Genomic DNA, 23,445 nt, shown 5'->3' on the forward strand with positions numbered 1-23,445 from the left:
AATAGAAACCTAACTGAATGCGCTTAAAACTCATTAAAATTGCAGGATTTAAATCCTTTGTTGAAACCACTCGTTTGGTTTTGGCGAGCGATTTGGTGGGAATTGTTGGCCCAAACGGCTGCGGCAAATCGAATACACTGGATGCGGTGCGTTGGGTGATGGGTGAAAGTTCGGCGCGTGAGTTACGCGGCGGCGATATGAACGATGTGTTGTTTAACGGCACCGATAAACGCAAAGCCGTTAGCCACTGTTCGGTGGAGCTGATTTTTGATAATGAATCTGGTCTGGCTGGAGGCGCTTACGCCAGCTTTGCGGAAATTTCGGTTAAACGTGTGCACCACCGCGAAGATGGCACGCAGTACTTTCTAAACCAGCGTAAATGTCGGCGTCGTGATGTGATTGATTTGTTTAACGGCACCGGCTTAGGGCCACGCAGTTATGCCTTAATCGGCCAGGGCAATATCAGCCGCATTATCGAAGCCAAACCTGAAGATATGCGGGTGTATTTTGAAGAAGTCGCCGGTATTGGACCTTACCGTTCGCGCCGTAAAGAAACCTTGTTACGCCTAGAACGCACACGTGAAAACTTAGCTCAACTGGCGGTGTTAAACGAAGCCTTAACCGATCAAGCCCATCATCTTTCTATTCAGGCCGAAAAAGCCCGCGATTATCAGCAAGCCTCCCAGCGCCAACAGGTGCTGGAAAAAAGCCTGTATTATCAGCAATGGCAAAGTTTACACCAGCAACTGGATCAAGCTCAAACGCAATTGCGTGAAGCCGAAAAAACCTTTGCCAATACCAAAGCCGATTGGGATAAAACCCAAACCGCTTGGATTTTAGATCGCCAAAAACTGCCGGCTTTGCAAGCTGAAGTCGATCAAGCTGAAGCCGAATTTCATCGGTTGGATAAGCTGGTTGATAAATTGCAACAGCAACAAAGCTTCGCCGATCAACAAGCCCAGCAATGGCAAGCGCAGCAAAGTCTTAATCAACAACAGCAAACCCAACGTCAAGCTCAGCTTGAAGCCTTGCAGGCGCAATTTAAAGAAGCCGAAGAAGAAGCTGAAGCCTTGTTGTACGAGCAAGAACGTTTAGATGAAGAGTTGGATCAGTTAGAGCAGACCTGGTCGTCACAACAAGGTTTGAAACAGCAACACGAACAAGCCCAGCATCAAGCCCATTGGCAAACTCAACAGCTTGAGCAACGCCTAAAACAGGCACAAAACGAAGCGGCTCGTCACGAGCAAACGCTTGAACATATCCAACAACAAATCGCAATGACGCAAGATAGTTTAGATCGTGTGCAAGCCTCAGCCGGTCAAGCGCAGCTTGATGCCTTAAGTGAGCAACAAACCCCACTTAAACAAAACCAGATTGCCTTAGCTGAACAAATAACGCAAGCTCAGCAGGCCTTAGCTGAAATTCAACAAAACCTGAATCAAGCACGCGAACAGCAAACACAATCGCAAGCCGAACAAAGGCGTTTACAAAGTGAACGTCAAGGTCTGCAAAAACTTCAAGCTTCGTTATTAAAGTCGTTGGAGTCCGATCAAGATCATGTGCTGGAACGTCATCCGGGTGAGTCGCTACTGAATTGTTTAAAAGTCGATTCAGACTGGCAATTGGCGGTCGAAGCTTGGTTGGGCGCGCGTATTCAAGGCGTGATATTAAACCAGGCCTGGTCGTTTGATGAACAAGCCCAACTTCCTAGCTTGCCGCTACTGGCTTGGGAAACGCCTGAAGATGGTGTAAGCGAAGTGCAGAGTTTAGCCGGTAGTTTGGCGAGTAAAATCCAACAACCAGGCCTGGTGAAAGCTTGGGCGAGTTCGATTCGATTACGGTCTTCACATCAAAGCTTGCAAGCTGATTTAGCTGAACTCGACCACCAGGCCTGGTTGATTGATCAAGCCGGTGTGCTTTATGCCAAAAATGCCATTGTGCAGCCAACCGGTTCTGCGTTGGATGGGGTGTTGGAACGCCAAACTCAAATTGATGAACTCTTGCAATCGGAGCAAGCTCTTAATCAGCAGTTAGCTCAGATGACACCACAGATTAACGAGCTGGTTCAACAACAGTCAACACGCCAGCAGCAACTTGACGCTTTAAAAACCCAACAGCAACAAAACGAACGCGAATGGCAACGTTTGGATGATCAACGTCAACATTTGTTAAGCAATCAGCAACAGAATCAAAAAACGCTAGATCATTATCAAACCTCGTTAAATGAGCTGGCGCAAAAACAAACGCAATTGCAAAAACAAAAACAAGATTTAGCGTTAGATATCGAGGCGTTAGAGGAACAATTGGATGTTCATTCTGAACAAGAAGACCAGGCCAATCAAACCTTGGCGGAAACTCAACATAAGTTACAGCCGATTCAGCGTGATCGCGAGCGGGTGCAATTGCAACTGCAACGTTTAGAGCAGCAGATTAACCAAAACCAGCAAAGCCAACAGAACCTAAAGTTTCAAACCCAGCAGTTGCAACAACAGCTCACCCAAGACCAAATACAAGCCGATTTAGTCGCCCAGCATTTAGCCAGTTCGACTAAGGTTGACCCAGAAGAATTAAATCGGCAACAAAGCCAGTTAGAACGTGTGAGTGGGCAGCTTGATTTATTGCAAACCCAATTGGCTAAGCAAAAACAAGCGACTGAAGCCGCGCAACTTGAAGCCGAAGCCGCACAAGCCGCGCATCATCAGGCTGAGCAAGCGTTGGTGACTTGCCAGTTACATTTGCAAAATGGACAGCAACAGATTCAAACTTTAAAGAAAACCCTGGAGTCTGAAGGCTTGGAAGCCCATGAACTGGCACAGATTCGATTTGAACCAGAAGATATAGATCAATTAGAAACCGAACTAAAACAGGTTAAGTTGCATTTAACTCGGCTTGGTGCGGTCAACATGACCGCGATCGAGGAATATGACCAGGTCAGTAGCAAGTTAGAAGCTCTACAGCAACAGCTGGCCGACTTGGAGGCCTCAATTGAAACACTTGAAGAGGCCATTACCACGATTGATGAAGACAGTCGCAAGCGTTTAGTTGAAACCTTTGATCAGGTTAACCAATCCTTTAAAACCTTGTTCCCTAAGCTGTTTCAAGGTGGCGATGCCAGTCTATCTTGGCAAGATCCACAACAAGATCCGCTGGAAGGCGGGGTGGTGGTGATGGCCAGACCGCCCGGAAAACGTAATGCGCGCATTCAGCTTTTATCGGGTGGCGAAAAAACCTTGGCGGCTTTGGCGCTTATTTTTGCCATCTTTGAACTTAAGCCCGCGCCTTTCTGTATATTGGATGAAGTCGACGCACCATTAGATGATTCAAATGTAATTCGGTTTTGTGGGCTAGTCAGAAGCCTATCAGAGAAGGTACAATTCATCTTTATTACACATAACAAGACGACCATGGCATTAGCAAAACACTTAATCGGGGTCACGATGCATGAACCCGGAGTCTCAAGACTCGTGAGTGTCGATTTAGAAGCCGCCGTGGAGATGATAGGAGAGTCGGGTCAATGAATGAGTTACAGCAAGTATTGCTGGTGTTTGCGATTATTGTGGTGGTGGGCTTGTACTTTTTTAGCCGTCAGCGCAATCAACAACCTGGGCAGGATCAAGACCAAGATCCAAGTCAAGATCAGGCTCACTCAAAAATCTCATCGTCTAATGATCCTTTAGAGACCGCTGATCTGCCAGAACAATCCAACGCGGAATCAACTCAAACCACTCCAACATCTCTCGCATCTCCTAAAGCCGATGCGGTGGCCAGTTTTGAACCGGAAGACACTGTACCCGAAGCGCAAGCCAAACTGCCATTTGGCGATGACTTTGAATTAACCCCGCCTAATATTGATGCTGTGCTCGAAATTGATGACATGCAGCCTGAAGAACTCGAACTTACCCAGCCAGGTTCTTTAACGCCGCGTCCGCCACAAGTGTTTGCGATTTTGGTGTTATCTTCACATCAAGAGTTCTCTTTAAACGAGGTCAGTCAGACCTTAAAATCGATTGGTTTAAGTTTTTCTGACAAAGGTACATTTGTTAAAAAAACGAATAAAAACATTACCCTGCAAGCCGCCAACATTATGGAGCCGGGTTTGTTTCCAGCCGAACCGATTGAAGGTTTAACCACGCCAGGTGTCGCGTTAATTACTGAACTGCCGTGTGCGGTAGCCGGTTCCAAAGCGGTAGATGATTTAATTATAACCGCCCGGCGTTTATCGCAGCGTTTAAACGGACGTATGTACGACATGCAACGCCATTTATTGCGCGAATCCGATTTGCAAGCCATGCGCGAAGCAGCTTCAGAATATGAAGTGACGAAATCCTAACCCACCATGCCTGAACAACCTATTGAACAGACCTTGTCTCAACTCAAACAACAGATTGAGTCGCATAACTACGCTTATTATGTGCTGGATAATCCTACTATCAGCGATCCACAGTATGATGCGCTTTACCGCCAACTAATCGAAATAGAGCAAGCTCACCCTGAACTGATTACGCCTGATTCGCCGAGCCAGCGAGTGGGCGATCAAATTCGTGGCGGGTTTAAAGAAGTACGCCATCAAGTGCCCATGTTATCGCTGGATAACGCGTTTGATAACGACGAACTCGCGAGCTTTAATCAACGCGCGCTTGAACGTTTAAAATCCGCCGAATTGTTAGCCGATAACCAGTCAATAGAATATGCCGCCGAGCCTAAAATGGACGGTTTGGCGATTAATTTGCGTTACGAACAGGGCATGTTAAAGCAAGCCGCCACGCGGGGCGATGGCTTGGTGGGGGAAGATGTGACCCACAATGTGCGCACGATTCGTTGTATTCCACTAAAACTGCGCGGAACCGACTGGCCTGAGGTTTTAGAAGTGCGTGGTGAAGTGTTTATGAGCAAAGCCGCGTTCGCTAAAATTAACCAATCCCAACTAGATAAAGCCGATAAGGTGTTTGCTAATCCACGCAATGCCGCCGCGGGTTCTTTACGCCAACTTGATCCTAAAATTACGGCCTTGCGTCCTTTAAGCTTTTTTTGTTATGGCTGGGGCGCATTCAGTGATGATTGGACGCTTCCCGCAAACTATACGGCGGTGATCCAGCAATTGCACGAATGGGGTTTGCCAACCAATCCGCTGGCCAAGTTAGTTGCCGGACAACCAGGCCTGGTGGCTTATTATGAAGATTTGCTCGCCAAGCGTGATGGACTGGACTATGAAATTGATGGCATTGTTTACAAAGTGGATCAGATTGCTTGGCAACAACAGCTGGGTTTTACCTCTAAATTCCCGCGTTGGGCCATTGCGCGTAAATTCCCCGCCCAAGAAGTCTGGACCAAGCTGTTAGGCATTGATATTCAAGTGGGCCGAACAGGCGCCTTAACGCCAGTTGCGCGTTTAGAGCCAGTATCGGTGGCGGGTGTCACGGTTTCGAATGCGACCTTGCATAACCTAGACGAAATTCAACGTAAAGATGTACGGGTAGGCGACACGGTGATTGTTCGTCGTGCGGGTGATGTAATCCCCGAAGTGGTGGGCGCGGTGCTGAGTTTACGCCCAGCACAAACGCAATTGTTTGAAATGCCGAAAACCTGTCCGGTGTGTGACTCTGAAGTGGTCAGAGAGCTGGATAAGGCGGTTTATCGTTGCATGGGTGGTTTATTTTGTGCCGCACAACGCAAGCGCGCGTTAGAGCACTTTGTCTCGCGCAAAGCCATGGATATTCAAGGCCTGGGTGATAAACTCATTAATCAACTGGTTGAAGCCGATCTCGTGCATCATCCCGATGATTTTTATGGATTAACACTTGAGCAAGTATCTGGTTTAGAACGCATGGCACAAAAGTCGGCACAAAAGGTGTTAGAGGCGATTGAAGCCTCAAAACACACTACCTTAGCGCGTTTTATATATGCGTTAGGTATTCCAGAAGTGGGTGAGGTGACCGCCAAACAACTCGCACAGCACTTTAAAACGCTTGATGCGCTGAAGCTCGCTGAACTCGACAACTTAATTGAAGTACCGGATGTCGGTGAAATAGTAGCGAATCATATTCGTGACTTTTTCCAACAATCGCATAACCTAGAAGTGATTGATGGTTTACTTGATGCGGGCATTATTTGGCCAGAAATAGAGGACAATGCAACCCAAACCGACTCAGTGTTTAATGGCAAAACCTGCGTGTTAACCGGAAGCTTAGAGCAAATGACACGCGATGAAGCCAAGCAGATACTCGAATTACAAGGGGCCAAAGTCGCGGGCAGTGTATCGGCTAAAACCGATTATCTGATTGCCGGCGACAAGGCTGGTTCCAAATTAACCAAGGCCGAACAGTTGGGTGTAGCAGTGCTCACCGAAGCTGAATTTATCGAATTAGCAGGAGTGCAACATGGTTAGACCACGTAACGTCAGTAAAGGAACCCGCAAAAAGGCGGTTTCAGATTGGGAACAAGAAGAATTTAGTAGCCGTACCGATATTAAACTGGCGGCGCAACACGTCACCGATATTGGTGTGCAATTAGGTGAGCTGAGCGAAACCGCGATTAAAAAAATGGGCTTGCCAAGCGAGTTGTTAGATGCTCTGCTGTTGCTCAAACGCATGGACCCAGGCCCAGCGATTAAACGTCAACGTTTGTTTATAGGCAAATGGTTACGTCAGCATGAAGACGAATTGGCGGAGATTAAAGCCAAACTTGAAGAAGTTGAACAGCGCGCGAAACAACAAAACTTACACTTCCAAAAGCTTGAGCGCTGGCGTGATCGTTTAATTGCCGAGCAGGACGACGCCTTAAACGAATTTATGCTAGATTTCCCACAAGCGGATCGTACTTTATTGCGCCAACATATCCGCAACGCCATTAAAGAAGCCGAAATGCAAAAACCACCGAAATCATCACGTGCTTTATTTCAATATCTAAAAGGTTTGGAATGGTAGGGTTTTAGGGTTGGTTTAAGCCAAAAACTTAGTTGCTAGCTTGTTAACGGATAATAAAAACACCCCATAGTTAATCAGTCTATGGGGTGTTTTTTTGTGCTTAAAAAGTGTTTGGTTAAAAGTCTAAGCCGCAGACTCTAAACTCAAATCCTTACGTTTACGCACCGCACCGCGAATTAGGGCAATAAAGACACCTAACATCCCACCCAGCACTAGGGCGACCGCTACAATTAATTTTTTATTGGGTTTAATCGGGCTGTTAGGTACGGTAGCGGTTTTATCAATCTGTACTGGGATTATATTATCGGCGTTTAGGTTAACAGAGTTAATGAGTTTTAATTTTTCAGATAACTTACTAACACCTAAGGCAAAGGCTTCATCCGACTCACGATTTTTTAACGCTTGAATTTCGGCGGCTAGAATTTTTGTGCCACGTAAATAATCCGCATCAAATTGTCCCGTTGATTTATTGGTAATTGAATCGTGGATTCCCGCTTTTTGAGCAATTTCTAATGATTCATTCAGACGCTGAATTTTGTTTTGACGTTCATCTTTTTCTTGCTCAATAAGTGCGCTAATTTGCTGTTGTAATTGGTTTTTTTCTTGAGCAAGTCGGCTGTGGATTGTATCTAGAATATGTTGTCGAGTTTTATTAGCGGTGAACTTTACATATTCATTTAGCCATTCGGCTGTTTTTTCGGCATCGGTAAACTCTAAGGTTAAGCTACTTGCATTAAATGATGCATTTTTGGCAGGGCCAGAATAAGACAAGCTATCAACAAACTTTTGATAAGCCCGAAGTTGAGAATGGGGGTTTTCCAGATCAGCCAATAAAAAGTAGGATTTTATTTGGTATTGATCGTAAAACTCTTCCATCGTTCTATTCGACAAAAGTTCGGTTCTGTATAGATCAAATACATTTTGAGGTGAGTATGAAAAGTTAAGGCTTTTTAAAGAAGAGGTAGTGCCTTTAAAATCTTGAGCAGCCGGTTCAAGTACAAAGTTTATTTCTTCAATATTCTGTTGGATAGGAGGTAATAGCGATACGTTTGATTGATACACTTTCGGCAGGCTTAGTGCATACAACGCGGCCAAAACGGTGACAAGCAACGTCAGGCCAATAATTAGCCATTTTTGTGACCAAATGGTCTGCCAGAGCTCGAATAGGTCTATTTCGTCATCATACTGAGTTTGCGGTTGAGTTGGTTGGGTCATGCTTGTACCTGTTGTTGAGTAATAATATGTCGCCAAATCAAATATTCGTGCGTTGTCCGACTTATGGCAAACACTAGATTTTGTTGCGTAATGCTTATAGCAGAATTAAGTACAAATTCTAGGGGTTGATCCTTCATAAGGCAAGGTTTTATGTAACTGTTTTCTTGTTAAACGCACGGTTGGTAAAACAAAATTTATTCGCCTGTTTCTAACAGGCGTTTTTGTTTGTAGTGGCGTTGAAGGGTGTTGAGTTCAAATAGGGCTAAGCCTAATATCACCAGGCCGGCCCCTAGCCAGATGGTGAGGCTGAGTTGTTCGTTGTTGGCGAAGTAACCTAGCAATAAAGCAAAAATGGGGGTGATCATCGGGATCATGCCGAGTCGAATTGCGTCCATATGTTTTAACACGTAGTAATACAGCACAAACCCGAGTACCGAACCAATAATCACCAAGTAGCCAATCGCAAAACTTGAGCGGTGCGACAAGCTCGGCCAGTTAATTAATACGTTAGGGTTAAACAGAATATAAGCCAAGCTGGTGATCCAGAGGGCGCCAGCGACCACGTGAATCGCCGGAAGTTCGTGATTGGTTTTTTTGACTAACACGGTGCTCAGAGAATGGAAAAACGCCGCCAAAATAGCAACGGCCAAACCGGTGATTTGTAGACTGGCTTGTTGCGTGTCTAAGTTGGGGGCAAAGACTAATACCAACCCGGCCATGCTGATAAAAATGCCCAGCAACTTGTTGGGGGTGAGTTTGTGGCCAATCATCAGATAATGCACAAGCAAGCCGGTCATAATCGGGTTAAGTCCCCAGATTAACGCAATCCAGCCCGATGGCATGGTTTGCGCCGACCAATAGATTAAGGTCATGCCGCCTAATAAACCAATCGAGGCGGCGGCGTAAACTTTTAGTGCCGACCAGGCAAACGAAAAAGGTCGATTGGTAAACCAAAACACCAGCGGTAAAATCACCAAAGCACTTAAAATAATGCGCGCGGCCACGCCAAAAAACCAATCGGCTTCGCCGCTCCAGCTAATCGCTAAAGGGGTGGTGGTCCAGATGGCGATGACCATCAAATAGGCGAGGAATACACGCATTTAAAAGTCTCTTGCGAGTAAGTGAAATAGATTAACGAGCTTCAAACACGCCAAGCTGGCGGTTCTTTTGAACTTGATGGGCTTCAAATAGTCGGCCATTCATCACAATATAAACACCAGGCCTGGTGGTTTGCACGGCCATCAAAGCCGCGCCCAAATTAAAACTGGCATCAGATTCCGCCAAACGAAATGGCCGCATCGCACCAGTCAACACAATGGTTTTTTGTGCGCCAATTTGATCGGCTAAAAATTCGGCGGTTTGAGTTAGGGTGTCGGTGCCGTGGGTGATGACAATTTGCTGTTCTGGTGCGTTTAAACAAGCCTCTAGAACTTGCTGGCGATCGTTTTGAGTCATGTCTAAGCTGTCTTTTAACATGAGTGTCTCAAACCGCAAATCGAGTTGGTGACGTGCTTGTTTTAATAGCTCAGTTAGATAAGTCTGCGTAAATTCTAGCTCGCCGTTTAAGACGTTGTAGTCCTTGTCAATCGTGCCACCACAGGCGAGCAGGGCAATATTAGCGCTCGATTTCATGATTGGCGTAAAATACCACGCACGATACCCAGGATTTGGATATCTTCATTTTTTAGGATGATGGGTTTCATGTCTGGGTTGGCGGGCTGTAAACGCACGCCAGTGGATTCGACATAGAGTTTTTTCATTGTAACTTCTTCATTGTTGATGCGTACCACCACTGATTCGCCGTTTTCGGCGGAGTTGCGGCGTTCGATAATGACGATGTCGCCATCTTGAATATGTTCATCAATCATCGAGTTGCCTTTAACTCTTAAAGCAAAGGTTTCTTTTTTTACCAAGGATTGCGGCACCGACACCGTATCGTAATCGAGTTCCATTTGAATTGGGTCACCGGCGGATGTCCAGCCTAGTAAGGGGATTTCAACAAAATCGACGTCTAGTAATTCTAAGGGTTCGGTGGCTTCAAATTGAAGTTTTTGCTGACGTTTTGGAATCAGATAAGCAACGTTCGACATCTCAAGCACTCCTGATTAATTTATTTAGGAAACACCAGTTTAAAGGGTTTGACGTCCACATAGTCATATACGCCTTCTAGCATATAGGGGTCGGTTTCGGCCCATTTGTTGGCGTCTTCAAAGTTGTCGAATTCGGCCACAATTAAGCTGCCGCTAAAGCCTTCGGTGTTTAGATTAGGATTGGGCCCGGCTAACATTAAACGACCTTGCGCATAAAGTTCTTCTAACCGAGCAACATGTGCAGGACGGGCGGCTTGTCTTAGTGGAAGACTGTCTTCAATATCGTAGGCAAAAATAGAAAAAAGCATAGCCGTTCCTTTGAGTAATTAGTCTGGTTTGGTGCGGTTTGAATCGCCGGTTTCGTTCGATGATTCGGTGGATTGTACTTCTTCATCGTTCGAAATTTGAGTATAGCGGCTAATATAAAGCCCTTGCAATAAAATAAAGGCGAAGGTTAAGCCCATTAAACCGAACAATTTAAAGTTGACCCAAGCATCCAGTGAAAAGTTGTAATAAACCCAAAGGTTAATGAGGCCACTGAACACGAAAAAACCCACCCACAAATAACTTAAACGAACCCAAATTTGGTCGGGCAGTTCAATCATCGCTTCCATCATGCGGCGCACAATCGGTTTGTTGCCCATCACATAATGGCTGGCTAAAAACACCAATGCAAACCCCCAGTTTACAATAGTCGGTTTCCAAGCGATAAAACGCTCATCCTGCAATAACAAGGTCGCGCCGCCTAAAATCACTATTAAACCTAGGGTAATTAAGTGGATTTTTTCAACCCGTCTGTGGCGTGCGTATAAATAAGAAACCTGAATAATCGTGGCGACGATAATCACGCCAGTGGCGATATAGATGTCGTACATCTTATAGGCGATAAAGAATAGGAAAACGGGAAACAGGTCAAATAATAATTTCATAGGTTTTGGGTGTCATTCACTTCAAAGTATTCGGGCTAAAAAACTGGCTTTCGTCAGTCTCGACTAATAGAATGGCTTATTCTAAAGGGGAACTCACTAGAATGAAAGTTGATTTTCATTGTCATACCAGCGCATCCGACGGCACTTTGGCCCCACAAGACCTTGTGGATTTGGCGATTGAGAAGCAGGTTGATTGGCTGGCGATCACGGATCACGATACCACAGCGGGCTATGAGCAAGTCAAAGATTACGCGACGCAACAGGGTTTACGTCTTACTTCTGGAGTGGAAGTGTCGGTGTTATGGCAAAACCGCACGATTCATATTGTCGGCCTAAATGTCGATGTGGCTAATCCAAACCTACAAACCATGTTGGCTGAAATTCGAGAATTGCGTTGGCAGCGTGTGGCGCAGATTAATGAAAAACTCATGAAACGCGGTCAGCCCTGCATGATGACGCGTTTAAAAGAGATGGTAGGCGAGGGCGTGGCTGGGCGCCCGCATGTCGCGCAGATATTGGTCGAACGCCAATATGTCAGTGGCATTTCGCAGGCGTTTGATAAGTTTTTAAAAACCGGCCGATCGGCGTTTGTTAATGCGCCGTGGCCCGCGTTAGAAGACGCGGTAAAGAAAATTGTTGAGGCTGGCGGTATCGCGGTAGTGGCGCATCCAGGACAATATAATCTGACCAGCCGCAAACTAAATTTAATGCTGGAGGCCTTTTCCCAGGCTGGTGGTCAAGGTTTGGAAGTTGTGACTTCGCCTAACCGAACCTCTGAGTCGGTTGGCATGGCGGATCGCGCTAAACGTTACGGATTTTACGCTTCAATGGGGTCGGATTTTCACAGCCCGGAACATCGCTGGCGTAATTTAGGTTGGCTTGCCGAATTACCTGCTGGTGTCATCCCCATTTATGATGCACCACAGTTAAAGAAGTAACCACCAGGCCTGGTAATTGCTAATTTTTCTCGTGAAAGCGTTATAATTTCACAATTAACTTTATGATGGTTAAACCAAATGTCGACAGATTGCTTATATATCAATGTTCATCCTGAAAACCCACAGGCTCGTTTGCTTGAACAAGTGGTTGAGGTGCTTAATAAAGGCGGCTTGATTGCTTACCCGACTGAGTCGGGTTATGCGTTAGGTTGTTTGCTGGATAATAAAGAAGGCGCGGATCGCATTCGTCAAATTCGCCAGTTATCCGACAAACATGATTTAACTTTAATGTGCAACGATCTGAGTCACTTATCGCATTACGCCAAGGTGGGTAATGTGCAGTTTCGTTATTTAAAGGCGCATTTGCCTGGGCCTTATACTTTTATTTTAACGGCCAGTCGTGAAGTGCCGCGTCGGATTCAAAACCCGAAACGTAAAACCATTGGTTTGCGTATCACACCGAATCAAATCACCCTTGATTTACTGGCTTATTTCGATAAGCCTTTAATGACAGCGAGTTTAATTTTACCCGGCGAAGAGCTGCCGATGACCGATGGTTGGACCATTAAAGATAGCTTGGGTCATGCGCTGGATGCGGTACTAGATGGTGGGTTCAGTGGTTTTGAACCCACCACAATTATTGATTTTACCGAAGAACAGCCGGTACTGGTGCGTCAAGGCCAAGGAGTGTTTAACCAATGATGCCGTTAGATCAGCTAGATTTAATGCAAAAACTCGCGGTTTGGGCGTTGCCGGTTCTATTTGCAATTACGCTACACGAAGCCGCACACGGCTGGATGGCAGAAAAGCTCGGCGATAAAACCGCACGCATGTTAGGTCGAGTCAGCTTAAACCCGATTAAACACATTGATCCAATCGGTACAATTTTAGTACCGGCGGCGTTATTGTGGTTTGGCGGTTTTATTTTTGGTTGGGCCAAAGCGGTGCCAGTCACCATGAAAAACCTGCGTAATCCACGCGTGGATATGGCTTGGGTGGCCTTAGCTGGTCCAGCCGCTAACTTGTTGATGGCGTTATTGTGGGCATTGGTGTTAAAGATCGGTTTTATATTAGTTGCCAGCCAACCCGGTATCGGCCAGTTTATGATTTATTCGGGCATTGCCGGTGTCAGTATTAATTTGATTTTAATGGTATTAAATCTGTTGCCGATTCCGCCACTGGATGGCAGTCGAATTTTGTCGGCGTTTTTACCCAGCCGCTGGGCTTGGCAATACAACCGGATTGAACCTTATGGTTTATTTATTTTATTGGGCTTGTTATTTTTTGGTGTTTTAGGCCCGATTTTAATGGGTCCTTATGGTTTTTTACAGCAGTTAATTTATCAAGTGTTTGGTGTGCTTTAGCATGCAAGCCACGCAACAGCTGTCACTGCCATTGGCGATTGTGCAGGGTGAGCCTATGGTGAATTTGCCGAAGGGCTTATATATTCCACCCAATGCGTTAAAAGTCCTGCTAACGGATTTTGAAGGCCCTCTGGATTTGCTGTCGCACCTGATTCGCACCAACAAATTTGATATTCGCGATATTCCGGTGTTTGAAATTGCGCGTCAATATCAACAATATATAGGTTTGATGCAGCAGTTGGATATTGAACTGGCCGGTGAATATTTGTTTATGGCGGCTTGGTTAACCGAAATCAAATCGCGTTTATTATTGCCCAAACCACCCAGCTTTGACGATGATGATGAGAACGAAGACGATCCTCGAGTTGAGCTGATGCAAAAACTGTTGGAATACGAAGCCTACCAGCAAGGCGCACGTTGGTTAGATAGTTTAAAAATTGTCGGGCGCGATGTTTGGCCGATTTCAATTGAAGTCGAAACCCCGCCGGAAGTGACCGCCCAAATTGATTTAGATGATTTAAATGCCGCCTTACAAAACGTGATGCAACGCGCTTTAACCAAAGTGGCGCATCAGGTGAGTGAAGAGCCAATCGAAATCAGCGACAAAATTGAATGGGTGTTAAGCCAAATTAGCTTAGAGCCGGTTTCGATGCTGGACTTACTGGTCGCACAAGAAGGCAAACCAGGCCTGGTGGTCACGTTTATTGCGTTATTAGAACTCTGGCGTCAGCAACAAATTGAGTTGCAACAAGATGAAGCCTATGCCGATATTTCGATTCGTCGCGCGGCTTAATTGATTTCACGACCTACATAGCAAGGTAGTTTTCTAACCCATGACCCAAGTCTTAAATTCATGAGCGAACATCAACAAACCCTTTATCCGATTGTGCAGGCGCTGATCTTTAGTAGTGATCAAGCTTTGAGTGCGCAAACATTATTTGAATTGTTGCAGCTGGAATATCCCGATATTGAATTGGCGGATGTGCAAACAGCGCTGACTGAGATTAAGCAATCTTTAGCCGGATCAGGCCTGGTATTGGCTGAAGTAGGCGAGGCCGTACGAATTCAGGTGGCGGATGATTATTTGGATTGGGTGTATAAACTCTACCAACAAACCCCGCCTAAATTATCGCGTGCTTTGTTAGAAACCCTGGCGATTATGGCGCATCGCCAACCTGTTACACGCGCCGAGATTGAGGCGATTCGTGGGGTATCGGTAAGTTCGCCGATTATGGCGCAACTTAAACAACAAGGTTGGATCAAAGCCTTAGGTCAAAAAGAGGTCCCTGGTCACCCTACTTTATGGGGCACAACGCCTAAATTATTAGAGGATTTAGGTTTATCAAGCAAACAAGCCTTGGTTGACCAGCTTGAGACGATTGTTCAGCGTTTTATTCAAGAGCAGGAACAAGAGCAAAGTCAAAACCGCATCGATTTGGATTTATAAATTCCGAGCGGCTTGCGTCAATGGTAAAATCCACACATTAAGCAGCTCGATTAATAATAAAAACACAGTAAATACGTAAAAGGTTGTCATGATTACAGGTGAAAAGCTCCAAAAAATTCTCGCACGTGGCGGTTATGGTTCGCGTCGTGAAATTGAGCGCATGATTGAACAAGGTCAAGTGCAACTTAATGGCCGCACGGCCAAACTAGGTGATCGTGCGACAGATACCGATAAAATTCAAGTACGTGGTAATAGTGTTAAATCGACGCGTTTGGTTCAGCAACCCACTGAGGTTTTGCTTTATCACAAACCGGAAGGCTTGGTTTGCACTCGCTCCGATGAAAAAGCCCGCGACACCATTTTTGATCAACTGCCACACATTAAAAATGGCCGTTGGATTACGATTGGCCGATTGGATATTAATACCAGCGGTTTGTTATTGGTCACCAATAATGGTGAATTAGCCAACCGTTTAATGCACCCATCCTATGAAATCGAACGTGAATACGCGGTGCGTATTTTTGGTGAAGTGACTGAGGAGATGATGACCACCTTGCGCCAAGGCGTGATGTTAGATGACGGCTTAGCCAAGTTTGATGTGTTATCGCGTTTACCGTCCGAAGAAGACGCGTTAAACCAGTGGTATCGCGTGGTGTTAAAAGAAGGGCGTTATCGTGAAGTGCGTCGTTTGTGGGAATCGCAAGGCGTACAAGTGAGTCGTTTAATGCGCACCCGTTATGGCGATTTTAGTTTGCCGCGTAATTTACGTCGCGGTAAAACCCAAGCTTTAAACTGGATGCAGGTGAATACTTTATTAAAAAGCGTGGATTTACCGGGTGAAGTTCGGCCGGATTTACGCGGCCAAGTGGCCATCAAACAAACTAAAAAAGCACCGATTAAACCGACTCGACGAGGCCGCTAAATCAGCTCGTTTAATGACCAGGCCTGGTGCATTCAATCCAAACTTAGACGTCATATATAGGTTTAAGTGTTAGGAGGTTAAAGTGTTAAAAGTGGCATTTTTTGCATTGTTTGTTGCCTTAATGGCTTTGTTGCTACAAGCCTATGCTCCCAGCCTAATTCAATTTCAAGAGTTGCGAGAAACGAACCAGGCCTTGACCCAAAAGGTTGAAGACTTGCAAGCCGACTTAGCACTCAGTCAACTTGAACAAGAGCGATTGAAAGAAGCACTGGCAAAACACGAGGCATCCAAAGTCAATCGATTGTATGAATAAGTGTGTGAACGGGGTGTTTGATCGTTTCTCTAAAACCACCTGTTTTTCTCTAATGGTGTTTTTAACACCGGCTAGGTTTGCTTTTATGTGGTGGTTATTTATTCTACCTCTATACAAAAGCGGGATTAACGCCCAAGCCAAACTCAAGACTAAATACGGTTATCATGTTTAAAACATTATTGTTAGTTGTTGTTTTTTATGTCTTTTATATTCCTGTTTCGTTGGCGGCAACCCCATCCTTGTCGGCTCATTTATCAAACGCCGATATGGCATGGATTGGTGAAAAGATCTTTCAAAATGAAACCGCCGGTAAAGTCGAAAATCTGACTTTTTGGAGTCCAAATGAAGAATTCCCATCTTTTGGTATCGGACACTTTATTTGGATTCCGCAAAATATTGAGGTGCCATTTGAACCGACCTTTGTTGAAATGGTCGCATTTGTTTCGCAAACCGAGTCTTCGCCAAAATGGATTCAACAACGCCATGCCCCTTGGGCGAACAAAGCTGAATTTGACCAGGCCTGGTGGTCGGAAGATATGCAAGCATTGCGGGATTGGTTGGTTAACACTAAGCCGCAACAAACCGGGTTTATTATTCAGCGTTTTGAATCACGTATTGAGACGTTATTAAACGGCTTGCCTAAGCATCAGGCTGCTAAAATTCATGCCAAAATCGAAACCATAAGCCAAACCCGTGCTGGCCATTTTGCGTTGATTGATTATGCGAACTTTAAAGGCTTTGGTGATCACCCTGCAGAACGTTACCAAGGCCAAGGCTGGGGCTTGTTGCAAGTGTTGCAAGCTATGCCGGCCAGATCTAATCCAAAGCTCGCCCTGCAAGATTTTGCACAAGCGGCTGAGTCGGTGTTAGCACAGCGTGTTAAAAATGCGCCGGTAGAGCGGAATGAACAACGCTGGATGCCGGGCTGGGCAAAACGTGTAACAAATTATGTGACTGATTAAAATTCAAAACTACCAGGCCTGGTGCTTGGCGGCCATAAGGTTTGGGTTTATTATCTGAATTCAGCTTTATTCAGCTTTGTGATTAAGCTTTTTTTAAATAGGAAATTCACTTTCAAATGTCATCCATTTTCACCGCCATTATTCGCAGTGTTCGGCCCGCTTTTTTGTTACTGAGCGTTTCAGTGGTCTTTTTAGGCGGTGCGTTGGCCTGGTATTCTGGTGCGGTTTGGTCGAATGCTTTATTCAGTTTGATTATGATCGGTGCGTTAGCGGCGCACGCGAGTGTGAATTTACTTAACGAAGCGCATGATGCACACTCAGGTTTGGACGGCTTAACCCAACGCACGGCATTTAGCGGTGGCAGCGGCTCGCTGCAAATGACACCACAAGCCATCAAATGGGTGGAAGCCTTGGGTTATGTAATGCTGGGCGTGGTGATCAGTATCGGTTTATTTTTTGTGCTTTTACGCGGCTGGGGTTTGTTACCTTTAGGGCTACTGGGCATTTTGGTAGTGATCAGTTATACGCCTAAATTAACCCGTTCGCCTTGGTTGTGTTTGATTTCCCCTGGTTTGGGTTTTGGTCCGTTAATGGTGATGGGCACCTATTTTGTGATGATGGGTGAATACAGCTGGTTGGCGTTTGGTGTGTCCTTGATCCCGTTTTTTCTGGTTAACAACTTGTTATTACTAAATCAGTTTCCGGACTTAGATGCTGACAAGCAGGTTGGACGACGTAATATATTGATTTCAGAAGGTTTACAACGTGGCGCGTTGGTGTTTCGTTGGTTTTTATTGTCGGCGTTTTTAACGCTTCTGTTATTGGTCGCGTTAGAATATTTGCCTTTGTGGGCGTTGTTAGGTGGTTTAAGCCTGATTCTAGCCGTGCCTTTATATTTAAAAGTCAGCCAGTATTATGATGATTTGCACCAATTGCAACCGGCTTTATTATGGAACGTGATACTGAATTTATTCACGCCATTGTTGCTCGCGTTAGGTTTATGGTTGGCTGGTTCGTAAATTTTGTTTCCAACTTCCCTCAATTAAGCGTTTGATTAGGAGCCAACACATGTCATTTAAAACTCTGATGGATACCGTCGGAAACACGCCCTTGGTTCAATTGCAACGTTTAGTGAATCCAACAACCGGCTCGGTGGTGTTGGTTAAGCTGGAAGGCAATAATCCGGCGGGGTCGGTGAAAGATCGTCCAGCCTTAAATATGATTTTACAGGCACAAAAACGTGGCGAGATTAAGCCCGGCGACACCTTGATTGAGGCCACGAGCGGCAATACCGGTATTGCGTTAGCCATGGCGGCGGCCACTTTGGGTTATCAGATGATTTTGATTATGCCAGACAATATGAGCATCGAACGCCGTGCTTCAATGGCGGCTTATGGCGCGAAATTAATCTTGGTGACACAGGCACAAGGTATGGAGGGCGCGCGTGATCTAGCTTTGGATATGCAAGCTAGAGGCGAAGGGCGGGTACTAAATCAGTTCGCTAACCCAGATAATCCACTAGCACATTATCACTCCACCGGCCCAGAAATTTGGCGCGATACCCAAGCTAAAGTGACGCATTTTGTGAGCGCGATGGGCACGACCGGCACCATTATGGGGTGCTCTATGTATCTAAAACAACAAAATCCCAATATTCAGATCGTCGGGGTTCAGCCGACCGAAGGTTCATCTATTCCAGGAATCAGACGTTGGACTAAAGAGTATTTGCCTGATATTTACGATGATAAACGCGTAGATCGCATTATTGATATGCCACAAACTCTAGCCGAACAAACCACACGCGAATTGGCCAAACAGGAAGGCATTTTTGCCGGCATTTCTTCGGGTGGTGCAACGGCGGCGGCGCTTCAACTCGCCAATGAACTTGAAAATGCCTTGATTGTGAGCATTATTTGCGACCGAGGTGATCGTTATTTATCCACTAATGTGTTTCCGGTGGGGTGAGTATGCAACCGGCTTTAATTTTTGATATCGAAACCGTTCCCGACTTGGCCGGCGCTCGGCGTGTATTTGGTTTGGAAAACTTGTCGGATGAAGATACGTTACAGGCGATTAACTTAAAACGTCGAATTGAAAGTGGCGGTGAGTTTCAAAAACACTTTTTGCATCAAATTGTTGCGATTTCGGCAGTGATGAAAACTGGCGACTCCGTTAAAATTTGGTCAATAGGTGAGGTTGATTCTGACGAAAAAACCTTAATTGAACGCTTTTTTGAAGGCATTGAACGTTTTAAACCCACGCTTGTGAGTTGGAATGGTGGCGGTTTTGATTTGCCGGTGTTGCATTATCGTGCTTTATTACACGGTATCAGTGCGCGTAGTTATTGGGATATGGGCGATTTTGATCGCGACCGAAAATGGCATAACTACATCAGCCGCTTTCAGTTTGCGCATATTGATTTAATGGATGTAATGGCGGGATACCAACCGCGAGCGGTAGCTAAATTAGATGAGATTGCCCAGTTATTAGGCTTGCCCGGTAAAATGGGGTTAAGCGGTGCCGGGGTGTTGGATCAGTATTTAGCCGGCAATATTAAAGGCATTCGAGATTATTGCGAACTGGATGTGATTAATACTTACTTGGTATATTTGCGTTTTCAGTTAATGCGCGGTTGGTTTACACCTACCCAGTATCAACAAGCCTGCGATGAATTAGCCCAGGTTTTACAACACCCAAATCAACCCCATTGGCAAGCCTACCACCAGGCCTGGTTGAGTATCGATAATTAGGATAAATATGGCGCGAGAAATAGAACGTAAATTTTTGTTAGCAAACGAAACATGGCGGCAAGCTGTGAAGCCGCCCACGCGTTTTTTGCAAGGCTACCTGAACCAAATTGAGGAAAGTTCAAGCAAAAGTTCGGTGCGTGTGCGTATCGAAGGCGAGGTCGCGAACTTAAATATTAAAAGCTTAGAAATCGGTTTAAGTCGCGATGAATACGAATATCCTATTCCATTAGCCGATGCCGAAAAAATGCTTAAAAAACTGTCGGTTGGGCCGGTTATTGAAAAAAATCGTTACCTAGTCGAGTACGATGGAATGACTTGGGAAGTGGATGAATTTTTTGGCGATAATGCGGGTTTAGTGGTAGCCGAAGTCGAGCTTGAATCTGAAACCCAGTCCTTCAGCTTGCCAGCTTGGGCTGGCGCAGAAGTGACACATGACGTAAAGTATTACAACATTAGTTTGAGCAAACACCCTTATAAGGAATGGACACTCGATGAGAAGCGTTAAACACTTAGCCTTAATGAGCGCAATGAGCGCGGCTTTACTCACCTCGTTACCCGGTCAGGCGGCACCAGGCCTGGTGGATATCTACCAGATGGCTTTATTGCATGACGCACAGTTAGCACAGGCACGAGCGCGTTATGAGGCCGAACGTGAAATCATGACTCAAGCCAGAAGTTTGCTGTTGCCTAAGGTGGATGCTCGCGCCAGCCTGCAACAAAACGAAAGTAATCTAGATGGCAATTCAGGCAGCGATCAGGTTTTATCGGTTAATTTAGAGCAACCTTTATTTAATCGCGAAGCCTTTAGTCGTTACGATCAAGCCAAATATCAACTTGAATCATCCGAAATCACTTATCGTTTGGCGCAGCAAAGTTTAATTGAACGGGTTTCCAGTGTGTATTTTGATGTACTGCTCGCTGAACAAAATTTAGCTTTGGCGACCTCTAAGCAAGAAGCCGACAAAATCCAATGGGAAAAAGCCCAGGCCTCATCTGATGTTGGTTTAGCAAGTCGCACCGATGTATTGCAAACTCGTTCAGCCTATGATTTGTCTATTTCAGCGCGCATTAACGCTGAGAATTCACTTGATAGTGCTTATGAAGCCATGACCAAACTGACCGGTAAATCGGTTAATCAAATCAAACAATTGGTTTTAGATGTCGCTTTACCTAATCTAAACATGGATAAAACCGCTTTGGAGCTGAAGGCAGAATCGGACAACCTGCAAGTGCGTTTAGCTCAACAAAATTTTTTAGTCGCCTCCGAAGAGGTTGAAGCGCAAAAATCCGGCCACTGGTTTAATGTATCCCTCAATGCACAAATTAGTGATTCAAGCTATTCAGGTTATGGCACCGGTTCAACACGTAGAGACAATCAAAATACCTCGGTCGGCATTACCTTAAATGTGCCGTTGTATCGCGGAGGGGCAACCAGTTCACAAGTATCCGAAGCGCGTTTTAACAGTCAGGCCGCCAATATTTCGGTACGTGATGCACGCGAGCAAGCACGTTTAGATGCACGAGTTCAAGCTCAAAACTTAGGACGTGGATATTCGTTGGTGTTGGCCTTGCGGGAAGCGGTTAAATCTAGTGAAGCTTTTTTAGAAGCGGCGGAAGAGGGCTATCGTGTCGGACTACGTAACTTAATTGATGTGGTGACCGCGCGCGCAAACTTGTTTGATGCTCAAAGCAATTTAGCCGAAGCCTTGCATAATGTATTATTGACCCAGCTGCGCTTACAGAACACCTTGGGTGAGCTGAATGTAGATCATCTGCGTCAAATTGACCAGTTACTGAGTAACCCAGCTTAATATGCCAGAGTCGATTAAACGTCGAAGCCTGTTAAAAAGCAGCCTTGGCTTGTTGGCGGTGTCGCCATTTCTAAGCGGCTGTGAGCAGCCAAGTCAAGCAAATAAAATACTCGTAGGGGTGACTACACGCCCACGTATGCTTGACCCCAGGCGTGCTACCGATGCCTTATCAAGCCGCGTTAATCGTTTATTGTATCGCCAATTAATTGACTTTAATGAACGCTCTGAACCCGTTCCCGACCTAGCCAATTGGCAAGTTATTTCCAATCAACACTATCGATTTACCTTAGACAAGCCATCTGTGTTTAAACACGGAAAAACCTTAGATGCCCACGATGTGGCCACGACCTATCAGAGTTTATTGGATGTGTCTTTTGGGTCACCTCATCGCGGGCCACTTAAACACATTGCACGTATTGAGGTGCTGAATGATCAGCAAGTTGATTTTCATTTAAGTGAACCGGATGCGTTGTTTGTTGGTCGCTTAACTTTGGGTATTTTGCCCAAAGATTTAATTGAATCTGGCCATGATTTCACGGCTCAGCCGCTGGGTTCGGGTGAAGCTGAATTTGTTGAGATGAACGAACAACGTTTGATTTTACGCCGTCCAGATCAAATTGAGCTGCATTTTGTTGTGGTAAAAGACGCGATGGTTCGGGTGCTTAAACTGCAAAAAGGCGAGTTAGACTGTCTGCAAAATGACCTATCACCCGAATTGGTAAGTTATTGTGAGGCACAGCCCGATTTTGAAGTAACTTGGCAAAAGGGTACCAGTTACTCTTATATTGGTTTTAACTTTGACGATCCATTACTTAGTCAGTCCGTTTTGCGTGAAGCCATTGCTTATACCATAAACCGTCAGCAAATTATTGATGCTATTTTTGATGGTCAAGCACGTTTGGCGGGTGGATTATTAGTGCCGGAGCATTGGGCGGGTAATGCGGCGTTAAGCGGTTGGCCGCATAATCTTGAAAAAGCGCGCGCTTTAATTGCGCAGGTGGATTACCCTGGCAAACAGGAAGGTAAACCGCTGGTGTTAAGTTATAAGACCTCCAGTGATCCGACGCGGATTCGATTAGCCACCTTATACCAAGCGCAATTAAAACGTGTTGGTATTGATCTAAAGATTCAAAGTTACGATTGGGGCACGTTTTACAGTGATATTGTGCAAGGGCGTTTTCAAATGTTTGGCTTGGCTTGGGTCGGTATTAAAAGCCCGGATATTTTCCAATATGTGTTTGCTAGTGATGCAATTCCACCCAATGGTGCAAACCGTGGACGTTACCGAAGCGATGTAGCGGATCAATTAATTCAGCAAGCCGGCCAAGCCAATTCGGTCGCAGAACAAGCCTTAGTGTATCAAGAGTTACAGGCGCATTTACAGCAGACATTACCGATTTTGCCGCTTTGGTATGAAAATCAATATGCGGTGACCCAGCGCCATTTGCAAGGATATCAATTGTTTGCCGATGGCCGTTTAGATTCATTGTTGTGGGTACAAAAGAAAGTCGGATAAAAGTAGGGCGCAAAAGCGGCTCTAATCGAAAAGTTTTTTGCGGTTTTTACTAAAAACCGCTTGACGCTGGCGGAGGAGTCTTTATAATACGCCGCTATCAGCTTGAGGGGCTATAGCTCAGCTGGGAGAGCGCTACAATGGCATTGTAGAGGTCGGCGGTTCGATCCCGCCTAGCTCCACCAATATCCCCAAGTTAGATAGATTAAATTTGTCCCGTTCGTCTAGAGGCCTAGGACACTGCCCTTTCACGGCGGTAACAGGGGTT

The 23,445-nt window shown here is 45.5% G+C and carries 24 protein-coding genes and 1 tRNA gene; 19 read left to right on the forward strand and 6 right to left on the reverse strand.

Annotation, left to right across the window (positions count from 1 at the left end):
- The first annotated feature begins 17 nt into the window (after window positions 1–17).
- Genes smc through yjgA form a run of 4 tightly spaced genes read left to right on the forward strand, consistent with a single transcriptional unit; the run spans window position 18 to window position 6,923 of the window.
- Entirely contained in the window at window positions 18–3,518 is a 3,501-nt protein-coding gene (gene smc / locus IBX48_RS06095; protein ID WP_296831868.1) for a chromosome segregation protein SMC, read from the forward strand.
- Window positions 3,515–4,330 (forward strand): cell division protein ZipA C-terminal FtsZ-binding domain-containing protein, encoded by an 816-nt coding sequence (locus IBX48_RS06100; protein ID WP_296831870.1) that lies wholly within the window; start codon window positions 3,515–3,517, stop codon window positions 4,328–4,330. The genes smc and IBX48_RS06100 overlap by 4 nt, the downstream gene beginning before the upstream one ends.
- Window positions 4,331–4,336: 6 nt before the next feature.
- A complete protein-coding gene (gene ligA, locus IBX48_RS06105; protein WP_296831872.1) occupies window positions 4,337–6,385 on the forward strand; it encodes an NAD-dependent DNA ligase LigA in 2,049 nt (682 codons plus the stop codon).
- Entirely contained in the window at window positions 6,378–6,923 is a 546-nt protein-coding gene (yjgA, locus tag IBX48_RS06110; protein WP_296831874.1) for a ribosome biogenesis factor YjgA, read from the forward strand. Before ligA ends, yjgA begins: the two co-directional genes overlap by 8 nt.
- Before the next feature lie 123 nt (window positions 6,924–7,046).
- On the opposite strand, the gene IBX48_RS06115 is transcribed toward yjgA, so the two are convergent.
- The 6 genes from IBX48_RS06115 to IBX48_RS06140 form a co-directional block, all read right to left on the reverse strand.
- A complete protein-coding gene (locus IBX48_RS06115) occupies window positions 7,047–8,138 on the reverse strand; it encodes a Wzz/FepE/Etk N-terminal domain-containing protein (protein ID WP_296831876.1) in 1,092 nt (363 codons plus the stop codon).
- Window positions 8,139–8,332: 194 nt separating this feature from the next.
- Window positions 8,333–9,238 carry a DMT family transporter gene (locus IBX48_RS06120; RefSeq protein ID WP_296831878.1) on the reverse strand — a complete coding sequence of 302 codons (906 nt, stop codon included), beginning with the start codon at window positions 9,236–9,238 and terminating at the stop codon, window positions 8,333–8,335.
- 31 nt (window positions 9,239–9,269) lie between these two features.
- Complete coding sequence (locus tag IBX48_RS06125) at window positions 9,270–9,770, reverse strand: asparaginase domain-containing protein (RefSeq protein ID WP_296831880.1); 501 nt, start codon at window positions 9,768–9,770, stop codon at window positions 9,270–9,272.
- Entirely contained in the window at window positions 9,767–10,228 is a 462-nt protein-coding gene (lexA, locus tag IBX48_RS06130) for a transcriptional repressor LexA (RefSeq protein ID WP_296831881.1), read from the reverse strand. The genes IBX48_RS06125 and lexA overlap by 4 nt, the downstream gene beginning before the upstream one ends.
- A 20-nt stretch (window positions 10,229–10,248) precedes the next feature.
- Complete coding sequence (locus IBX48_RS06135; RefSeq protein ID WP_296831883.1) at window positions 10,249–10,536, reverse strand: YciI family protein; 288 nt, start codon at window positions 10,534–10,536, stop codon at window positions 10,249–10,251.
- A gap of 18 nt (window positions 10,537–10,554) precedes the next feature.
- The gene (locus tag IBX48_RS06140; protein ID WP_296831885.1) at window positions 10,555–11,157 is read right to left on the reverse strand and encodes a septation protein A; all 603 of its coding nucleotides are present in this window, start codon (window positions 11,155–11,157) and stop codon (window positions 10,555–10,557) included.
- A gap of 101 nt (window positions 11,158–11,258) precedes the next feature.
- On the opposite strand from IBX48_RS06140, the gene IBX48_RS06145 reads away from it, so the two are divergent.
- From IBX48_RS06145 to IBX48_RS06215, 15 genes are all read left to right on the forward strand, one after another.
- Window positions 11,259–12,095, forward strand: coding sequence for a PHP domain-containing protein (locus tag IBX48_RS06145; protein WP_296831887.1), 837 nt, complete (start codon window positions 11,259–11,261; stop codon window positions 12,093–12,095).
- Between the two features lie 78 nt (window positions 12,096–12,173).
- Complete coding sequence (locus tag IBX48_RS06150; protein ID WP_296831888.1) at window positions 12,174–12,797, forward strand: L-threonylcarbamoyladenylate synthase; 624 nt, start codon at window positions 12,174–12,176, stop codon at window positions 12,795–12,797.
- Complete coding sequence (locus IBX48_RS06155; protein ID WP_296831890.1) at window positions 12,794–13,459, forward strand: site-2 protease family protein; 666 nt, start codon at window positions 12,794–12,796, stop codon at window positions 13,457–13,459. The genes IBX48_RS06150 and IBX48_RS06155 overlap by 4 nt, the downstream gene beginning before the upstream one ends.
- Before the next feature lies 1 nt (window position 13,460).
- Entirely contained in the window at window positions 13,461–14,252 is a 792-nt protein-coding gene (locus tag IBX48_RS06160) for a segregation/condensation protein A (protein ID WP_296831892.1), read from the forward strand.
- Between the two features lie 60 nt (window positions 14,253–14,312).
- The gene (locus IBX48_RS06165) at window positions 14,313–14,906 is read left to right on the forward strand and encodes an SMC-Scp complex subunit ScpB (RefSeq protein ID WP_296831894.1); all 594 of its coding nucleotides are present in this window, start codon (window positions 14,313–14,315) and stop codon (window positions 14,904–14,906) included.
- A gap of 88 nt (window positions 14,907–14,994) precedes the next feature.
- Window positions 14,995–15,828 (forward strand): 23S rRNA pseudouridine(2605) synthase RluB, encoded by an 834-nt coding sequence (rluB, locus tag IBX48_RS06170; protein ID WP_296831896.1) that lies wholly within the window; start codon window positions 14,995–14,997, stop codon window positions 15,826–15,828.
- 82 nt (window positions 15,829–15,910) lie between these two features.
- The gene (locus IBX48_RS06175) at window positions 15,911–16,141 is read left to right on the forward strand and encodes a hypothetical protein (protein WP_296831898.1); all 231 of its coding nucleotides are present in this window, start codon (window positions 15,911–15,913) and stop codon (window positions 16,139–16,141) included.
- A 164-nt stretch (window positions 16,142–16,305) separates the two neighbouring features.
- Window positions 16,306–17,103 carry a hypothetical protein gene (locus IBX48_RS06180; RefSeq protein WP_296831901.1) on the forward strand — a complete coding sequence of 266 codons (798 nt, stop codon included), beginning with the start codon at window positions 16,306–16,308 and terminating at the stop codon, window positions 17,101–17,103.
- A gap of 116 nt (window positions 17,104–17,219) precedes the next feature.
- Window positions 17,220–18,122, forward strand: a complete 903-nt coding sequence (locus tag IBX48_RS06185) for a prenyltransferase (RefSeq protein ID WP_296831903.1) — start codon at window positions 17,220–17,222, stop codon at window positions 18,120–18,122.
- 49 nt (window positions 18,123–18,171) lie between these two features.
- Window positions 18,172–19,068, forward strand: coding sequence for a cysteine synthase CysM (gene cysM, locus IBX48_RS06190; RefSeq protein WP_296831905.1), 897 nt, complete (start codon window positions 18,172–18,174; stop codon window positions 19,066–19,068).
- 2 nt (window positions 19,069–19,070) lie between these two features.
- Complete coding sequence (locus IBX48_RS06195) at window positions 19,071–19,853, forward strand: 3'-5' exonuclease (RefSeq protein ID WP_296831907.1); 783 nt, start codon at window positions 19,071–19,073, stop codon at window positions 19,851–19,853.
- A 7-nt stretch (window positions 19,854–19,860) separates the two neighbouring features.
- On the forward strand, window positions 19,861–20,358 hold the full coding sequence (locus tag IBX48_RS06200) for a CYTH domain-containing protein (protein ID WP_296831909.1): 498 nt from the start codon (window positions 19,861–19,863) through the stop codon (window positions 20,356–20,358).
- On the forward strand, window positions 20,345–21,664 hold the full coding sequence (locus IBX48_RS06205; protein ID WP_296831911.1) for a TolC family outer membrane protein: 1,320 nt from the start codon (window positions 20,345–20,347) through the stop codon (window positions 21,662–21,664). The genes IBX48_RS06200 and IBX48_RS06205 overlap by 14 nt, the downstream gene beginning before the upstream one ends.
- 1 nt (window position 21,665) lies before the next feature.
- Window positions 21,666–23,180: an ABC transporter substrate-binding protein gene (locus tag IBX48_RS06210; RefSeq protein ID WP_296831913.1), complete on the forward strand. Its 1,515-nt coding sequence runs from the start codon at window positions 21,666–21,668 to the stop codon at window positions 23,178–23,180.
- Window positions 23,181–23,286: 106 nt separating this feature from the next.
- Window positions 23,287–23,362 (forward strand) — tRNA-Ala (locus IBX48_RS06215).
- Window positions 23,363–23,445: the final 83 nt, after the last annotated feature.

The organism is Thiomicrospira sp. (genome assembly GCF_014859555.1).
Lineage (GTDB): Bacteria > Pseudomonadota > Gammaproteobacteria > Thiomicrospirales > Thiomicrospiraceae > Thiomicrospira.

What these genes read in the sequence shown, in the direction of transcription:
- smc (WP_296831868.1), top strand. Translation starts at nt 18, where the DNA reads ATGCGCTTAAAACTCATTAAAATTGCAGGATTTAAATCCTTTGTTGAA.
- IBX48_RS06100 (WP_296831870.1), top strand. Translation starts at nt 3,515, where the DNA reads ATGAATGAGTTACAGCAAGTATTGCTGGTGTTTGCGATTATTGTGGTG.
- ligA (WP_296831872.1), top strand. Translation starts at nt 4,337, where the DNA reads ATGCCTGAACAACCTATTGAACAGACCTTGTCTCAACTCAAACAACAG.
- yjgA (WP_296831874.1), top strand. Translation starts at nt 6,378, where the DNA reads ATGGTTAGACCACGTAACGTCAGTAAAGGAACCCGCAAAAAGGCGGTT.
- IBX48_RS06115 (WP_296831876.1), bottom strand. Translation starts at nt 8,138, where the DNA reads ATGACCCAACCAACTCAACCGCAAACTCAGTATGATGACGAAATAGAC.
- IBX48_RS06120 (WP_296831878.1), bottom strand. Translation starts at nt 9,238, where the DNA reads ATGCGTGTATTCCTCGCCTATTTGATGGTCATCGCCATCTGGACCACC.
- IBX48_RS06125 (WP_296831880.1), bottom strand. Translation starts at nt 9,770, where the DNA reads ATGAAATCGAGCGCTAATATTGCCCTGCTCGCCTGTGGTGGCACGATT.
- lexA (WP_296831881.1), bottom strand. Translation starts at nt 10,228, where the DNA reads ATGTCGAACGTTGCTTATCTGATTCCAAAACGTCAGCAAAAACTTCAA.
- IBX48_RS06135 (WP_296831883.1), bottom strand. Translation starts at nt 10,536, where the DNA reads ATGCTTTTTTCTATTTTTGCCTACGATATTGAAGACAGTCTTCCACTA.
- IBX48_RS06140 (WP_296831885.1), bottom strand. Translation starts at nt 11,157, where the DNA reads ATGAAATTATTATTTGACCTGTTTCCCGTTTTCCTATTCTTTATCGCC.
- IBX48_RS06145 (WP_296831887.1), top strand. Translation starts at nt 11,259, where the DNA reads ATGAAAGTTGATTTTCATTGTCATACCAGCGCATCCGACGGCACTTTG.
- IBX48_RS06150 (WP_296831888.1), top strand. Translation starts at nt 12,174, where the DNA reads ATGTCGACAGATTGCTTATATATCAATGTTCATCCTGAAAACCCACAG.
- IBX48_RS06155 (WP_296831890.1), top strand. Translation starts at nt 12,794, where the DNA reads ATGATGCCGTTAGATCAGCTAGATTTAATGCAAAAACTCGCGGTTTGG.
- IBX48_RS06160 (WP_296831892.1), top strand. Translation starts at nt 13,461, where the DNA reads ATGCAAGCCACGCAACAGCTGTCACTGCCATTGGCGATTGTGCAGGGT.
- IBX48_RS06165 (WP_296831894.1), top strand. Translation starts at nt 14,313, where the DNA reads ATGAGCGAACATCAACAAACCCTTTATCCGATTGTGCAGGCGCTGATC.
- rluB (WP_296831896.1), top strand. Translation starts at nt 14,995, where the DNA reads ATGATTACAGGTGAAAAGCTCCAAAAAATTCTCGCACGTGGCGGTTAT.
- IBX48_RS06180 (WP_296831901.1), top strand. Translation starts at nt 16,306, where the DNA reads ATGTTTAAAACATTATTGTTAGTTGTTGTTTTTTATGTCTTTTATATT.
- IBX48_RS06185 (WP_296831903.1), top strand. Translation starts at nt 17,220, where the DNA reads ATGTCATCCATTTTCACCGCCATTATTCGCAGTGTTCGGCCCGCTTTT.
- cysM (WP_296831905.1), top strand. Translation starts at nt 18,172, where the DNA reads ATGTCATTTAAAACTCTGATGGATACCGTCGGAAACACGCCCTTGGTT.
- IBX48_RS06195 (WP_296831907.1), top strand. Translation starts at nt 19,071, where the DNA reads ATGCAACCGGCTTTAATTTTTGATATCGAAACCGTTCCCGACTTGGCC.
- IBX48_RS06200 (WP_296831909.1), top strand. Translation starts at nt 19,861, where the DNA reads ATGGCGCGAGAAATAGAACGTAAATTTTTGTTAGCAAACGAAACATGG.
- IBX48_RS06205 (WP_296831911.1), top strand. Translation starts at nt 20,345, where the DNA reads ATGAGAAGCGTTAAACACTTAGCCTTAATGAGCGCAATGAGCGCGGCT.
- IBX48_RS06210 (WP_296831913.1), top strand. Translation starts at nt 21,666, where the DNA reads ATGCCAGAGTCGATTAAACGTCGAAGCCTGTTAAAAAGCAGCCTTGGC.